The following is a 14,762-nucleotide window of genomic DNA, read 5'->3' on the forward strand; positions in this document are numbered from 1 at the left end:
CTGAACAATCACGGTGCGCCTGGGTAAATTTTGTGAAGAACGTGGCAAGAGCCGGTTGGCCTGGTTAGCATGAAGGGAGTCCGGCATAAGCTGGAGCGCAGCAATGAGGAGAGCGGAGTGGAGAAGTGGCGTAACTGGATGATAGGGATCTGTCTGGTCAGCACGGCCGGCAGCGTGTGGGCCGATTCGCTGGATCAGCAACGACAGCGCTATGCGCAAATCAAACAGGCCTGGGACAACAAACAGATGGACCAGGTTGAGCAGCTGATGCCAACGCTGCAGGATTATCCGCTCTATCCGTACCTGCAGTACCGCCTGCTGGCGCAGGATCTCGATCAGGAGACCGGGCTGGCGGTGAAAAACTTTATTCAGCAGTATCCGACGCTGCCGCCGGCGCGTTCGCTGCAGACGCGCTTTGTTAACGTGCTGGCGCACCGCCAGGACTGGCCGGGCGTGCTCAGCTTCAGCCCGGATGAGCCAAAGCCGGTGCAGGCGCGCTGTAACTGGTACTACGCCAAATGGGCGACCGGTCAGCAACAGGCGGCGTTTGACGGGGCCAAAGCCATCTGGCTGCGCGGCACCGCGTTACCGAACGACTGCGACAAGCTGTTCTCGGTGTGGCAGGCCTCAGGGCAGCTGTCGCCGATCACCATCCTCGAACGCATCCGCCTGGCGATGAAAGCCGGCAACGACAGCCTGGTCAATTACCTGGCGAAAATGCTGCCGGCGGATTATCAAACCACCGCCAGCGCGCTGATTGCGCTGCAGCAAAATCCCCAGACCGTCACCACCTTTGCCAGCACCCTCGGCCCGACCGATTTTACCCGCATGGCCACCAGCTACGCCTTTGCCCGCGTGGCGCGTCAGGATATGGACAATGCGCGCATGATGATCCCGCAGCTGGTTCAGGCGCAGAAGATGAGCCCGGCGGAAGAGCAGGATCTGAAAGAGACGGTGGTGTGGCGCATGATGGGTGCCGATCTCACCTCGGAGCAGGCGCGCTGGCGCGATGCGGTGGTGATGAACAGCGAATCCACCGCGCTGATTGAGCGGCGCGTGCGGCTGGCGCTGAGTGAAAACGACCGTCGCGGCCTGAACACCTGGATTGCCCGTCTGCCGGTGGAAGCCAAAGAGAAAGATGAGTGGCAGTACTGGCAGGCCGATTTACTGATGGCGCAGGGGCGCAAAGAGGAAGCGGAAGAGATTCTGCGTAAGCTGATGCAGCAGCGCGGCTTCTATCCGATGGTGGCGGCACAGCGGCTGGGCGTAGAGTATCCGCTGCAGGTGGATCAGGCCCCGGCGGCGGACAATAGCGTGGTGCAGGGGCCGGAGATGGCGCGCGTGCGCGAGCTGATGTACTGGGGGCTGGATAACCTGGCGCGCAGCGAGTGGGCCAACCTGATCAGCAGTAAAACCCGTACCCAGCAGCAGATGCTGGCGCGCTACGCCAATGAACAGGACTGGTGGGATCTCAGCGTGCAGGCCACCATCACCGCGAAAATGTGGGATAGCCTGAAAGAGCGTTTCCCGCTGGCGTGGCGCAATCTGTATCAGCAATACACCAGTGATAAAGGCATCACGCCAAGCTACGCCATGGCGATTTCCCGCCAGGAGAGCGCGTGGAACCCGAAAGCGCGCTCACCAGTTGGCGCCAGTGGCCTGATGCAGGTGATGCCGGGCACCGCCAGCCATACCGTGAAGATGTATAACATTCCGGGTTACGTTAACAGCAGCCAGCTGCTCGATCCGCAGACCAATATTCAGATTGGTACGCAGTATCTGGAGTATGTCTATCAGCAGTTTGGTCAGAACCGCATCTTCTCTTCTGCCGCCTATAATGCCGGCCCGGGGCGGGTGCGCAGCTGGCTGAATACCAGCGGCGGCAAACTGGATGCGGTGGCGTTTATCGAAACCATTCCCTTCTCGGAAACCCGCGGCTACGTAAAAAACGTGCTGGCCTACGATGCCTATTACCGCTACTTCATGGGTAAGCCGGATAAGATTCTGGCCGACGGCGAGTGGAATCGCCGTTACTGACTGTGTTATGCTTCCGTACTCGTTAATGAGTACGGAAGCCTTCATGAGCCAACCCCTTTCCCCGCAGCCGGTTGAAGACAACTGGCTGCGTTTCATCGACCTGATGCACAACGCGTTTTCCGATGACGTAGCGCTGCCACTCCTGCAGCTGATGATGACGCCGGATGAGCGCGAAGCCTTAGGCACGCGCCTGCGCATTATCGAAGCGTTGATCAACGGTGATATCAGTCAGCGCGAGCTGAAAAACGAATTGGGCGTCGGGATTGCCACCATCACCCGTGGATCCAATAGCCTGAAAGAGGCGCCGCCCGAGCTGAAACGCTGGCTGGAAGCGCGCCTCGGGCGCAGCTGATCACTGCTGATACAGCGGGTGAGTAAACGGACAGAGCGCCAGAATCAGGGCCTGATGATAGACGCTGGAGCGGCTCAGCAGGCCGTGGGTGAAGGCGCCAATCGCACCGCCCTTGTGTTTGATATTCTCCACGCCGGTTAAGCGCGCCATTTCGTCACCGAGCTCATGCCCGGCAGCCAGACCGGCCATCACCACCGGTGGCAGCGTAAAGCTGGCAGAGCGGGATTCGCCGCGCTGCTGCGCATTCTCCACCACCATCCAGGCAAAGGCGCAGTCACCTTCGATGCCGGCTTCAATCGCCACCCAGTAATCCGCCTGTGGCCGCACATGCCGCGCGTTCGCCACGCGCTGGCGTGCGCCAGTTCGCGTTTCGGCATCGCTTAAGGGCTGCGCGGCGACGCCGCTCTCGACCTCGACCCCTTCAATATGGCAGGATCCTTCGCCGAAAACGTCGTTGAACGCCTGAGCAATTGCGCGGATTTTTGCCGGATTGATGGTGGCTGCGACAACATGGTACATAATTACCTGAACCCTCAAGACAAATTTGTCGCAGTATAACGGAAATTAAGCATGTTACAGGTCTATCTTGTTCGTCACGGTGAAACGGTTTGGAATGCGGCCCGACGCATTCAGGGGCAGTCCGACAGTCCGCTGACGGATAAAGGTGAGCAGCAGGCGCATCAGGTGGGCGAGCGCGTGAAATCGCTGGGCATTACTCACGTGATTGCCAGCGATTTAGGACGTACCCGGCGCACCGCGGAGATTATCGCTGATGCCTGCGGTTGTACGGTGACGCTCGATGCCCGCCTGCGCGAGCTCAATATGGGCTGTCTGGAGCAGCGCCCGCTCGACGGCCTGACGGCGGAAGAGGAGAGCTGGCGTAAAGCGCTGGTGGATGGCACCGAAGGCGGCCGGATTCCGGGCGGCGAGTCGATGGAGGAGATGGCGACGCGCATGCATGCCGCGCTCAACGCCTGTCTCGATCTGCCGGCGGGTAGCCGTCCGCTGCTGGTGAGCCACGGCATGGCGCTGGGCGTGCTGGTGAGTACCATTCTCGGGCTGCCGGCCCATGCGGAGCGCCGTTTGCGTCTGCGTAACTGCTCGATTTCGCGCGTCGATCATCAGCAAAGCGCCTGGCTCGCCGCCGGCTGGGTGGTGGAGACGGCCGGCGATGTGTCGCATCTGGATGCCCCGGCGCTGGATGAGCTGCAGCGTTAAGCGCGGTAGCGCAAGGCGCAGAATGACTGCGTATCGGTGCGTATCAATGATCGCGTATCGGTGCGCATGAATGCGCACCCTACGAGGGCATGGGCAATGCGCATCGGCGACAAACGGTGGGGGTTATTGCTGCGGTTGAATCGGTGCGCATGAATGCGCACCCTACGGGGTGCACGGGCAATGCGCATCGGCGACAAACGGTGGGGGTTGTTGCTGCGGTTGAATCGGTGCGTATAAATGATCGCATATTGGTGCGCATGAATGCGCACCCTACGAGGGCATAGGCAATCCGCATCGGCGACAAACGGTTAATTTTCTGTAGGGTCGCCATTCATGGCGACCATCCGCACCGCCCGTTACTGCTGCGGACGAATCGGAATCAGATATTCGCAGCGAATCTCCATTGGCGGCTCGCTGCGCTTCTTGCCACCGTGCGTATAGAAACGCTCAATATCCTGGCCCTGACGGCGCACCAGGCCGAGGGTCGGCATACAGGTGCCGTACAGCAGCAGAATAAACTCCTGCAGCGCAGTGCGCGGTCCCTGATAGCTGAACTGCACATACTCCCCGGCTTCCAGAATCACGCTCTGGTTTGACTGCATGCTCAGCGCCTGCTGGTCGGCCGGCACCGCCGTGGTGTACAGAATCTCCTGCTCATCATCCTTCTCATGGCTGGCGCGTACCTGATGCAGGCCGTACAGCACCGGCGGCACGGTATCGGTCTCCAGCAGGAACTGCTTCCAGAAGTGGATGCGCATCTCGTCGCGGTAGCTGGAGATCTGCTCCAGCGTGCAGGTATAGCTTTGCGTTTGCCCCACCAGCACCGTTTCCGGCAGCGTGACGAACTGCGCTTGCGGCATCGGGTAATCATCGAGGCGAATCGGCGGGCGAATGCCGTACGAATTCCACTCCGACGAGCGGCGATACCACGCAGGTGTCTGATTGAACTGCTTTTTAAACGCGCGGGTAAAGGTTTGCTGCGAATCGAAGCGATACTGCAGCGCAATGTCGAGGATCGGCCGGCTGGTGAGACGCAGCGCGACGGCGGCCTTGGACAGCCGGCGGGCGCGGATATACGCGCCGATGGCGTGGCCAGTAACTTCCTTGAACATTCGCTGCAGGTGCCACTTGGAATAGCCCGCTTTTAGCGCAACGTTATCGAGCGAAAGGGGTTGATCCAGATGGCTTTCCAGCCAGACAAGCAAATCGCGAATGATACCGGCTTGGTCCATAAAACATCCTCATAACTCTCTGGTGGCGCAACGATGAAGTCACCGAATAGTAGCACGAATTGCACAACGGCGCGGGGGTGGTTTGCCAGTTAACTGTGCTACATCAATGCGGGTTGTGACCCGTTAGGTTTGGTTCTCGGTTCGATTAACAGTACATTACATTCACATCTATTCCGTTTGCAATGGTAACTCAATGACAATAGCTCGCAATCTTATAGTCACGCTGGCAACATTTATGTTGAGTCAGAGCGTGCTGGCCGAGGAGATCGGCTCCGTTGACACCGTATTCAAGATGTTTGGCCCCGATCATAAGATCGTGGTGGAAGCCTTCGACGACCCCGACGTTAAAAATGTAACCTGTTATATCAGCCGGGCAAAAACCGGCGGTATTAAGGGCGGACTGGGTCTGGCGGAAGATACTTCCGACGCGGCCATCTCCTGTCAGCAGGTGGGACCGATAGAGCTTAGCGATAAAATCGCGCAGGGCAAGGCGCAGGGTGAAGTGGTGTTCCGCAAACGCACTTCGCTGGTGTTTAAAAAGCTGCAGGTGGTGCGCTTCTTTGACCAGAAACGTCATGCGCTGGTGTACCTGAGCTATTCGGATAAAGTGGTCGATGGCTCACCGAAAAATGCGCTGAGCGCGGTGCCGATTATGCCGTGGCACTGAGCCGATAAAAAAACGCCCTGACGGGCGTTTTTTTGTTTCGCGACGGACGCTTAATCCTGCAGCTCGCCGCAGAAGCGGTAGCCTTCGCCGTGGATAGTGGCGATGATTTCCGGCGTATCCGGCGTCGACTCAAAGTGTTTGCGGATGCGGCGAATGGTGACATCCACCGTGCGGTCATGCGGCTTCAGCTCGCGACCGGTCATCTTCTTCAGCAGGTCAGCACGCGTCTGGATTTTGCCTGGGTTTTCACAGAAGTGCAGCATGGCGCGGAACTCACTGCGCGGCAGCTTATACTGATCGCCGTTCGGGCTGATCAGCGAGCGGCTGTTAATATCCAGTTCCCAGCCGTTGAAGCGATAGCTCTCGACCTGACGGCGCTCTTCGCTCGGCATCGCCAGATTCATGGTACGCGACAGCAGGTTGCGCGCACGAATCGTCAGCTCACGTGGATTAAATGGCTTGGTGATGTAGTCGTCGGCACCGATCTCCAGACCGAGGATTTTATCCACTTCATTATCACGGCCAGTGAGGAACATCAGGGCGACGTTAGCCTGTTCGCGCAGTTCACGCGCCAGCAGTAAACCGTTTTTGCCCGGCAGGTTGATATCCATAATCACCAGATTGACGTCGTTATCGGTCAAAACCTGATGCATCTCGGCGCCGTCGGTGGCTTCATAGACCACGTAACCTTCGGCCTCAAAAATACTTTTGAGGGTGTTACGCGTGACCAGTTCGTCTTCAACGATAAGAATGTGCGGGGTCTGCATGTTTCGCTACCTAAAATTTGCCAACAAATCGAAAACAGGGCGTACGGCGGTTGCCATAACTGTTCCACTGAACAGTGGGCCGTTCGCAACCGGTGTACGAAATGATCTTCGGAATACACCATCCATCTACGTCAACTTCAGTGTTAGCTCAGCCAGTCAGGATGAATATTTGCGTGCCCCGTGGGTATCGGACTGGCGCTTATCCTAACCGTATTAACAGCAACCTAACAGCACCAACAACAACCGATAAGCATAAAAACAACGCTTCGTTGACTTATATCAAATGCAAGTGTAGCACGTTAACACTTTTATGAAAAACTTCTACTGGAATGCCAGCTTAGCTCACAAAAAGCAGCATTTTCGCTACATTTCAGCTGCATCAGCGCAAAAGTAAAACCTGCAGGTAATAACTTTTCAATTGCATGAAAAATAATGTTTTAATATCGGTTTGGCGCATAAATTTTGCTTATTACGCATAATTACGCCTGCCCGGCATTTTTGCCCTGTTTTAACATCCTTAACATCTTATTTTCTCAGGCCCGTGCGGTTGGTATTTTGTCGCCTGCATGCCAACATAGGTCGGGTTATTAACCGTTCGATGGAAAAATCATGCATTTCCCCCTGATCCTTGTCTCACCCGCTCGCCCGGAGAATATCGGCGCGGCTGCCCGCGCCATGAAAACCATGGGATTTAGCGAGTTGCGTATTGTCGCCAGTGACGCCTGGCAGGATCCGGCCGCGCGGCGTGTGGCCCACGGCGCCGGTGAGATTCTTGACCACGTGAAAACCTATGACACGCTGAGCGCCGCGCTGGCGGATGTCGATTTTTCCTTGGCCACTACCGCCCGCAGCCGGGCGAAGTTTCGCTATTACGCCACGCCGGCGCAGGTCGAAACCATCCTGCAGGAGAAGCGTCAGTGGCTGAATCGCATCGCGCTGGTGTTTGGCCGTGAAGACAGTGGGCTGACTAATGAGGAGCTGGAACAGGTCGATCTGCTGACCGGCATTCCGATGGCGCAGGACTATCCTTCACTGAATCTCGGCCAGGCGGTGATGGTGTACTGCTATCAGCTGTCGGCGCTGCACCAGGTAGCGGCCGCGCCGGTTGAGGCGGCTAACGCGCAGCAGCTGCAGGCGCTGCGCCAGCGCTTTCATCAGCTGCTGGTGACGCTGGAAGTCAGCAATGATGCCAAGCTGGCGGACTGGATCGATCAGCGCATCGGTCTGCTGGAGCAGCGCGACAGCGCCATGCTGCACCGTTTGCTGCACGACGTAGAAAAAAAACTTATAGATAATTGCTCGGGAAAACCGGCTCCGGACAGTGAGTGATCGGGCGTCTGTGACGCTGTCTGAACGATCGCAATCCGTTTCGGCGTCTGCGGCGCAGCACTGCGCAGCAGCACCATTCGGGTGCAAAGACAAATTCGTTGACTTAACGTGCGCTTTGCTTTACTTCTGGAAGGCAGACGGACAAGACAAAGACAGACAGAAAAAATCTCAATGCGTAACCACAGCCTGAACACCACCATTATTATTACCACCACCATTACCACAGGTAACGGTGCGGGCTGACGCATACAGGAAAAACAAAAGAAAGAAGCCCGCACCTCAACAGTGCGGGCTTTTTTTTCGGCAAAAATTCAGGAGAGCTTCAATCATGCGAGTGCTGAAATTCGGCGGAACCTCGGTAGCCAATGCGGAACGTTTTCTCCGCGTGGCAGATATTCTGGAAAGCAACGCGCAACAGGGACAGGTTGCCACCGTGCTCTCTGCGCCAGCGAAAATCACCAATCATCTGGTAGCGATGATTGAGAAAACCATCAGCGGCCAGGATGCGCTGCCGAATATCAGCGATGCCGAACGCATTTTTGCCGAACTGCTGCAGGGGCTGGCCGATGCTCAGCCAGGTTTCGATTACGATGGCCTGAAAACCCGCGTTGAGCTGGAGTTTGCGCAGCTGAAACAGGTGCTGCACGGCATCAGCCTGCTGGGCCAGTGCCCGGATGCCGTCAACGCCGCCATTATCTGTCGCGGTGAGAAGCTGTCGATTGCCATCATGGAAGCGCTGCTGCAGGCGCGCGGCCACAAAGTGACGGTGATCGATCCGGTCGAAAAACTGCTGGCGGTGGGCCACTATCTTGAATCGACCGTGGATATCGCCGAATCCACCCGGCGTATCGCGGCCAGCCAGATCCCGACCGACCACATGATCCTGATGGCGGGCTTCACCGCCGGCAATGAGAAGGGCGAGCTGGTGGTGCTGGGGCGTAATGGCTCCGACTACTCGGCGGCCGTGCTGGCGGCGTGTCTGCGCGCGGACTGCTGTGAAATCTGGACCGATGTCGATGGCGTTTACACCTGCGATCCGCGTCAGGTACCGGATGCGCGTCTGCTGAAGTCGATGTCCTATCAGGAGGCGATGGAGCTCTCCTACTTTGGTGCCAAAGTGCTGCACCCGCGCACCATCGCGCCGATTGCTCAGTTCCAGATTCCGTGCTTAATCAAAAATACCGCCAATCCTCAGGCGCCGGGCACTCTGATTGGCGGCGAAGGCGAAGTGGATGAGAACCCGGTAAAAGGCATCACCAATCTGAATAACATGGCGATGTTTAACGTCTCCGGTCCGGGCATGAAAGGGATGGTGGGCATGGCGGCGCGCGTGTTTGCCGCGATGTCGCGCACCGGCATTTCCGTGGTGCTGATTACTCAATCCTCCTCCGAATACAGCATCAGCTTCTGCGTGCCGCAGAGCGAGCAGGCGCGCGCACGTCGCGTACTGGAAGAGGAATTCTACCTCGAACTGAAAGATGGCCTGCTCGATCCGCTCGACGTGCTGGAGCAGCTGGCGGTGATTTCGGTGGTGGGCGACGGCATGCGCACGCTGCGCGGCATCTCCGCTAAATTCTTCTCGGCGCTGGCACGCGCCAACATCAATATCGTGGCGATTGCGCAGGGCTCCTCTGAGCGCTCCATCTCGGTCGTGGTCAGCAACGATGACGTCACCACCGGCGTGCGCGTGGTGCATCAGATGCTGTTCGCCACCGATCAGGTGATCGAAGTGTTTGTGGTGGGCGTCGGCGGCGTCGGCGGCGCGCTGCTTGAGCAGCTGCACCGTCAGCAGGCGTGGCTGAAGGGCAAGCATATCGATCTGCGCGTGTGCGGCATCGCCAATTCGCATGCGCTGCTGACCAACGTGCACGGCATCGACCTCAGCAACTGGAAGGCGGCGCTGGCGGAAGCCAAAGAGCCGTTTAACCTCGGCCGGCTGATTCGTCTGGTGAAAGAGTACCATCTGCTCAACCCGGTGATCGTCGACTGTACCTCCAGCCAGGCGGTGGCCGATCAGTACGCAGACTTCCTCGCCGAAGGTTTCCACGTGGTCACGCCGAATAAAAAGGCCAATACCTCGTCGTGGAATTACTACCAGCAGATGCGTGCGGCGGCGGCGAAATCGCGCCGTAAGTTCCTTTACGACACCAACGTCGGTGCCGGTCTGCCGGTGATTGAAAACCTGCAGAACCTGCTGAACGCCGGCGATGAGCTGATCAAATTCTCCGGCATCCTGTCTGGCTCGCTGTCGTTTATCTTTGGCAAGCTGGATGAGGGCGTGACGCTGTCCGAAGCTACCCGCATGGCGCGCGAGCTGGGCTTTACCGAGCCGGATCCGCGTGACGACCTGTCCGGTACTGACGTGGCGCGTAAGCTGCTGATTCTGGCGCGTGAGGCGGGTCATCAGCTGGAGCTGAGCGACATCGATATCGAACCGCTGCTGCCCGCCAGCCTGACGGACATCGCCGACGTCGATCAGTTTATGGCGCGGCTGCCGGAGCTGGACAACGCCTTTGCCGCGCGCGTTGCCAAAGCGCGTGATGAGGGTAAAGTGTTACGCTTCGTCGGCGCGATTGAAGAGGGCGGCGCCTGCAAAGTTAAAATCGATGCGGTGGACGGCAACGATCCGCTGTACAAAGTGAAGAACGGCGAAAACGCACTGGCGTTTTACAGCCGCTATTATCAGCCGATCCCGCTGGTTCTGCGCGGATATGGCGCGGGGAATGATGTCACCGCGGCGGGTGTGTTTGCCGATCTGCTGCGCACGCTGACGTGGAAGTTGGGAGTTTAATGATGGTAAAAATTTATGCACCGGCCTCGATAGGTAACGTCAGCGTCGGCTTTGATGTGCTGGGCGCGGCGGTTTCGCCGGTGGATGGCTCGCTGCTGGGCGACTGCGTGTCGGTCGAAGCGGCAGAGCAGTTTAGCCTGCAGAATAAAGGGCGCTTTGTCAGCAAACTGCCCGCCGATCCGCAGGACAACATCGTTTACCAGTGCTGGCAGCGTTTCTGCCAGGCGATTGGTAAAGACGTTCCGGTGGCGATGACGCTGGAGAAAAACATGCCGATTGGTTCAGGCCTCGGTTCCAGCGCCTGCTCGGTGGTGGCCGGCCTGATGGCGATGAATGAGTTCTGCGGCCAGCCGCTTAACGACACCGAGCTGCTGGCGCTGATGGGCGAGCTGGAAGGGCGCATCTCCGGCAGCGTGCACTATGACAACGTCGCGCCGTGCTTCCTCGGCGGCGTACAGCTGATGATTGAAGAGAACGGGATCATCAGCCAGGAGGTGCCGTGCTTTGATGACTGGCTGTGGGTAATGGCTTATCCAGGCATCAAAGTCTCTACGGCGGAAGCACGCGCCATCCTGCCGGCGCAGTATCGCAAGCAGGATGCCATCAAACATGGTCGTCTGCTGGCTGGCTTTATTCACGCCTGCCACACCCGTCAGCCGCTGCTGGCGGCTAAACTGATGCAGGATGTGATCGCCGAGCCGTATCGCACCAAACTGCTGCCGGGCTTTGCGGAGGCGCGGCAGGCGGCCAGCGACATTGGCGCGCTGGCCTGCGGTATTTCGGGCTCTGGCCCGACACTTTTCGCCGTTTGCAACGAGATGGCAACGGCACAGCGGATGGCGGACTGGCTGAGCCAGCACTATCTGCAGAACGAGGAAGGCTTCGTCCATATCTGCCGTCTTGATACGGCTGGCGCACGTAAACTGGGATAACGCATGAAACTCTACAACCTTAAGGATCACAACGAGCAGGTTAGCTTCGCGCAGGCCGTGAAACAGGGCCTCGGCTCGCAGCAGGGGCTGTTTTTCCCGCTGGAACTGCCGGAATTCGAGCTGACCGACATTGATGCGATGCTGGAGATGGATTTCGTCAGCCGCAGCAGCAAGATTCTCTCTGCTTACATCGGCGATGAAATTGCCGCGCACCAGTTGGCCGAGCGCGTGAAGAACGCCTTTGCTTTCCCGGCACCGGTGAGCCAGGTGAGCGACGATGTGGCCTGCCTCGAACTGTTCCACGGTCCGACGCTGGCGTTTAAAGATTTCGGCGGGCGCTTTATGGCGCAGATGCTGTCGTACGTGTCTGGCGCGGATGAGCAGATCACCATTCTGACCGCGACCTCCGGCGATACCGGCGCAGCGGTAGCGCACGCGTTCTACGGCATGGAAAACGTGCGCGTGGTCATCCTGTATCCGCAGGGCAAAATCAGTCCGCTGCAGGAGAAGCTGTTCTGTACGCTGGGCGGCAACATTGAAACTATCGCGATCGATGGCGACTTCGATGCCTGCCAGGCGCTGGTTAAGCAGGCGTTTGATGATGAAGAGCTGAAGAAAGCCATCGGCCTGAACTCGGCTAACTCCATCAATATCAGCCGTCTGCTGGCACAGATTTGCTATTACTTCGAGGCGGTAGCGCAGCTGCCGCAGGAGAAACGTAATCAGCTGGTGGTGTCGGTGCCAAGCGGTAACTTTGGCGATCTCACGGCCGGCCTGCTGGCGAAATCGCTCGGTCTGCCGATCAAGCGTTTTATCGCCGCGACCAACGCCAACGATACCGTGCCGCGCTTCCTTGCCGACGGTCAGTGGCAGCCGAACGCGACCGTGGCAACGCTGTCGAACGCGATGGATGTCAGCCAGCCTAACAACTGGCCGCGCGTGGAAGAGTTGTTCCGCCGCAAAACCTGGCGCCTGACCGATCTGGCCTACGGCGCGGTGTCGGATGAGACCACCAAAGCCACCATGCGCGAGCTGGCAGAGCTGGGTTACCTGTCAGAACCGCACGCGGCGATTGCCTATCGTCTGCTGCGCGATCAGCTGCAGGAAGGGGAGTTTGGCCTGTTCCTCGGCACCGCGCATCCGGCGAAGTTTAAGGAGAGCGTGGAAGAGATTCTCGGCCAGCCGCTGCCGCTGCCGGAAGCGCTGGCCGCGCGCGCCGATTTGCCGCTGCTGTCGCATGCCATGAAGGCGGATTTCGCCGCGCTGCGGGCGTTTTTGCTGAAGTAAATACCCAACGGGCCGGTCACATCGGCCCGTTATGCATTTTTCTGGCGGCGCGATTTAACGCGCGGGTTTTTAACAGACGCGCAATGATTTGCGCCGCTACGATTCAGGTGAAGCTGGCGTTATTGCTCGCGGCGCTTAAATACCAGCTCGTTACCCTTACTCTCCGCCGCATCAAAGAAATAACCGTCAACATCAAACTTCTTCAGCTGCGTTGGTTTCGTCAGGCGCTTCTCAATCACGTAACGGCTCATCAGCCCGCGCGCCTTTTTGGCGTAGAAACTGATCACCTTGAACTTACCGTTTTTCTCATCGAGGAACACCGGCTTAACCAGCTCGGCATTCAGCTGCTTCGGCTTGATGGCTTTGAAATACTCATCGGAGGCGAGGTTGATCAGCACGTCATCGCCCTGTTCCGCCAGCGCGTCGTTGAGCTTTTGCGTCAGCAGGTCGCCCCAGAAGCTGTAGAGATCTTTGCCGGCCGGATTCGCCAGTTTGATGCCCATCTCTAAACGGTACGGCTGCATCAAATCCAGCGGGCGCAGCAGGCCGTACAGCCCCGAAAGCATGCGCAGGTGTTTTTGGGCAAAATCAAAGTCGGCCTCGCTGAAGCTCTCAGCCTGCAAACCGGTATAAACATCACCTTTGAAGGCCAGAATCGCCTGCCGCGCGTTATCGGGTGAGAAGGGCGGCTGCCACTGGCTGAAACGGTCGGCGTTGAGGTGCGCCAGTTTGTCGCTGATGCCCATCAGCGAAGCGATTTGCGCCGGGGAAAGATCGCGCGCCACGTCAATCAGCTGCTGTGATTTTTCTAACAGCGCCGGTTGAGTAAACCGTGACGTTGCCAGCGGGCTTTCATAATCCAGTGTCTTGGCTGGCGAGATAACCATCAGCATTGTGTCTGTCCTCGTTGACCCGCTGTTTTCAGGGGATGGATGGGAAAAATGTCGCGACGAGTGTAGCAAAAAAGCTGCACGGATCGGCAAATTGCTCCCATTTGTTAGCGCTATCGTAAAGGGCACGCGGCGATGTTGCGCCGCTTAGCCTGCGTGATATTATCGCAACAGCCTTTTACACCCTGACAGTCAACTTAAGAGAAAAGAGAACCATGACGGACAAACTTACTTCCTTGCGTCAGCTGACTACTGTGGTCGCCGACACCGGTGATATCGCGGCAATGAAACTCTACCAACCGCAGGATGCCACTACTAACCCTTCTTTGATCCTCAACGCTGCGCAAATCCCTGAATACCGCAAACTGATTGACGAAGCCATTAGCTGGGCACGTCAGCAGAGCAGCAACAAAGAAGAGCAGCTGGCGCTGGTTTCTGACAAGCTGGCCGTCAACATTGGTCTGGAAATTCTCAAACTGATCCCGGGACGTATCTCTACTGAAGTTGACGCGCGTCTCTCTTACGACACCGAAGCGAGCATCGCGAAAGCACGCAGCCTGATCAAACTGTACAACGATGCCGGCATCAGCAACGATCGTATCCTGATCAAACTGGCCTCAACCTGGCAGGGCATCCGCGCGGCGGAGCAGCTGGAGAAAGAAGGCATCAACTGTAACCTGACGCTGCTGTTCTCCTTCGCCCAGGCGCGTGCCTGTGCCGAAGCGGGCGTGTTCCTGATTTCGCCATTTGTTGGCCGTATCCTCGACTGGTACAAGCAGAACACCGACAAGAAAGAGTACGCAGCGCATGAAGATCCAGGCGTGGTATCAGTGTCTGAAATCTACAACTACTACAAGCAGCACGGCTATGAAACCGTGGTGATGGGCGCCAGCTTCCGTAACGTCGGCGAAATCATTGAATTGGCCGGTTGCGACCGCCTGACTATCTCTCCGGGCCTGCTGAAAGAGCTGGCCGAGAGCGAAGGCAGCGTAGAGCGTAAACTGAGCTACAGCGGCGAAGTGAAAGCGCGTCCGGCTAAAATGACCGAAGCGGAATTCCTGTGGCAGCACAACCAGGATCCAATGGCGGTGACCAAACTGGCCGAAGGTATCCGCAACTTTGCCATCGACCAGGGCAAACTTGAGAAGATGATCGCCGAACTGCTGTAAGGTGATGTGCCGTGGCGGCTGCCGGTCGCCACGGTTTTCGCGTTTCCCTCGCTGATGCTTTGTATTATCCTTTCTGCCATTCCCCTTTTTC

Annotated in this window: 14 protein-coding genes and 1 other annotated feature; of the genes, 10 read left to right on the top strand and 4 right to left on the bottom strand. The window is 57.9% G+C overall.

Annotated elements, in window-relative coordinates:
* Positions 1 to 117: 117 nt before the first annotated feature.
* Together sltY and trpR are read left to right on the top strand one after the other, a co-directional pair.
* Positions 118 to 2,037: a murein transglycosylase gene (sltY, locus tag AC6I7J_RS03550; protein WP_058757134.1), complete on the top strand. Its 1,920-nt coding sequence runs from the start codon at positions 118 to 120 to the stop codon at positions 2,035 to 2,037.
* Between the two features lie 43 nt (positions 2,038 to 2,080).
* The gene (gene trpR / locus AC6I7J_RS03555; RefSeq protein WP_021508685.1) at positions 2,081 to 2,389 is read left to right on the top strand and encodes a trp operon repressor; all 309 of its coding nucleotides are present in this window, start codon (positions 2,081 to 2,083) and stop codon (positions 2,387 to 2,389) included.
* On the opposite strand, the gene yjjX is transcribed toward trpR, so the two are convergent.
* Positions 2,390 to 2,908, bottom strand: coding sequence for an inosine/xanthosine triphosphatase (yjjX, locus tag AC6I7J_RS03560; RefSeq protein ID WP_021508686.1), 519 nt, complete (start codon positions 2,906 to 2,908; stop codon positions 2,390 to 2,392).
* 51 nt (positions 2,909 to 2,959) lie between these two features.
* On the opposite strand from yjjX, the gene gpmB reads away from it, so the two are divergent.
* Positions 2,960 to 3,607, top strand: a complete 648-nt coding sequence (gene gpmB / locus AC6I7J_RS03565; protein ID WP_021508687.1) for a 2,3-diphosphoglycerate-dependent phosphoglycerate mutase GpmB — start codon at positions 2,960 to 2,962, stop codon at positions 3,605 to 3,607.
* A 356-nt stretch (positions 3,608 to 3,963) separates the two neighbouring features.
* Here gpmB and robA read toward each other — a convergent pair whose 3' ends face one another.
* Complete coding sequence (robA, locus tag AC6I7J_RS03570) at positions 3,964 to 4,839, bottom strand: MDR efflux pump AcrAB transcriptional activator RobA (RefSeq protein ID WP_394515890.1); 876 nt, start codon at positions 4,837 to 4,839, stop codon at positions 3,964 to 3,966.
* 193 nt (positions 4,840 to 5,032) lie between these two features.
* Here robA and creA point away from each other — a divergent pair, with 193 nt between their 5' ends.
* Positions 5,033 to 5,506, top strand: coding sequence for a protein CreA (gene creA, locus AC6I7J_RS03575; protein ID WP_022548913.1), 474 nt, complete (start codon positions 5,033 to 5,035; stop codon positions 5,504 to 5,506).
* Positions 5,507 to 5,556: 50 nt separating this feature from the next.
* On the opposite strand, the gene arcA is transcribed toward creA, so the two are convergent.
* The gene (arcA, locus tag AC6I7J_RS03580) at positions 5,557 to 6,273 is read right to left on the bottom strand and encodes a two-component system response regulator ArcA (protein WP_021508652.1); all 717 of its coding nucleotides are present in this window, start codon (positions 6,271 to 6,273) and stop codon (positions 5,557 to 5,559) included.
* Between the two features lie 609 nt (positions 6,274 to 6,882).
* Here arcA and AC6I7J_RS03585 point away from each other — a divergent pair.
* From AC6I7J_RS03585 to thrC, 5 genes are all read left to right on the top strand, one after another.
* Complete coding sequence (locus AC6I7J_RS03585; RefSeq protein ID WP_498006861.1) at positions 6,883 to 7,602, top strand: tRNA/rRNA methyltransferase; 720 nt, start codon at positions 6,883 to 6,885, stop codon at positions 7,600 to 7,602.
* Positions 7,603 to 7,773: 171 nt separating this feature from the next.
* Positions 7,774 to 7,845 (top strand): thr operon leader peptide, encoded by a 72-nt coding sequence (thrL, locus tag AC6I7J_RS03590; RefSeq protein ID WP_128601299.1) that lies wholly within the window; start codon positions 7,774 to 7,776, stop codon positions 7,843 to 7,845.
* Positions 7,781 to 7,904, top strand: a sequence feature (Thr leader region). (Overlaps the previous gene by 65 nt.)
* Before the next feature lie 26 nt (positions 7,905 to 7,930).
* Positions 7,931 to 10,393, top strand: coding sequence for a bifunctional aspartate kinase/homoserine dehydrogenase I (thrA, locus tag AC6I7J_RS03595; protein ID WP_021508654.1), 2,463 nt, complete (start codon positions 7,931 to 7,933; stop codon positions 10,391 to 10,393).
* A 2-nt stretch (positions 10,394 to 10,395) separates the two neighbouring features.
* Complete coding sequence (gene thrB / locus AC6I7J_RS03600; RefSeq protein ID WP_058776234.1) at positions 10,396 to 11,325, top strand: homoserine kinase; 930 nt, start codon at positions 10,396 to 10,398, stop codon at positions 11,323 to 11,325.
* 3 nt (positions 11,326 to 11,328) lie between these two features.
* Positions 11,329 to 12,612 (top strand): threonine synthase, encoded by a 1,284-nt coding sequence (gene thrC / locus AC6I7J_RS03605; RefSeq protein WP_021508656.1) that lies wholly within the window; start codon positions 11,329 to 11,331, stop codon positions 12,610 to 12,612.
* 119 nt (positions 12,613 to 12,731) lie between these two features.
* On the opposite strand, the gene yaaA is transcribed toward thrC, so the two are convergent.
* Positions 12,732 to 13,505 carry a peroxide stress protein YaaA gene (gene yaaA, locus AC6I7J_RS03610; RefSeq protein ID WP_058776217.1) on the bottom strand — a complete coding sequence of 258 codons (774 nt, stop codon included), beginning with the start codon at positions 13,503 to 13,505 and terminating at the stop codon, positions 12,732 to 12,734.
* 212 nt (positions 13,506 to 13,717) lie between these two features.
* On the opposite strand from yaaA, the gene tal reads away from it, so the two are divergent.
* Entirely contained in the window at positions 13,718 to 14,671 is a 954-nt protein-coding gene (gene tal / locus AC6I7J_RS03615; RefSeq protein WP_058757131.1) for a transaldolase, read from the top strand.
* Positions 14,672 to 14,762 lie beyond the last annotated feature (91 nt).

The organism is Type-C symbiont of Plautia stali, assembly GCF_059730935.1.

Coding starts and splice junctions, on each gene's coding strand:
- yjjX (WP_021508686.1), bottom strand. CDS start 2,908: ATGTACCATGTTGTCGCAGCCACCATCAATCCGGCAAAAATCCGCGCA.
- creA (WP_022548913.1), top strand. CDS start 5,033: ATGACAATAGCTCGCAATCTTATAGTCACGCTGGCAACATTTATGTTG.
- arcA (WP_021508652.1), bottom strand. CDS start 6,273: ATGCAGACCCCGCACATTCTTATCGTTGAAGACGAACTGGTCACGCGT.
- AC6I7J_RS03585 (WP_498006861.1), top strand. CDS start 6,883: ATGCATTTCCCCCTGATCCTTGTCTCACCCGCTCGCCCGGAGAATATC.
- yaaA (WP_058776217.1), bottom strand. CDS start 13,505: ATGCTGATGGTTATCTCGCCAGCCAAGACACTGGATTATGAAAGCCCG.
- gpmB (WP_021508687.1), top strand. CDS start 2,960: ATGTTACAGGTCTATCTTGTTCGTCACGGTGAAACGGTTTGGAATGCG.
- robA (WP_394515890.1), bottom strand. CDS start 4,839: ATGGACCAAGCCGGTATCATTCGCGATTTGCTTGTCTGGCTGGAAAGC.
- thrA (WP_021508654.1), top strand. CDS start 7,931: ATGCGAGTGCTGAAATTCGGCGGAACCTCGGTAGCCAATGCGGAACGT.
- trpR (WP_021508685.1), top strand. CDS start 2,081: ATGAGCCAACCCCTTTCCCCGCAGCCGGTTGAAGACAACTGGCTGCGT.
- tal (WP_058757131.1), top strand. CDS start 13,718: ATGACGGACAAACTTACTTCCTTGCGTCAGCTGACTACTGTGGTCGCC.
- thrC (WP_021508656.1), top strand. CDS start 11,329: ATGAAACTCTACAACCTTAAGGATCACAACGAGCAGGTTAGCTTCGCG.
- thrB (WP_058776234.1), top strand. CDS start 10,396: ATGGTAAAAATTTATGCACCGGCCTCGATAGGTAACGTCAGCGTCGGC.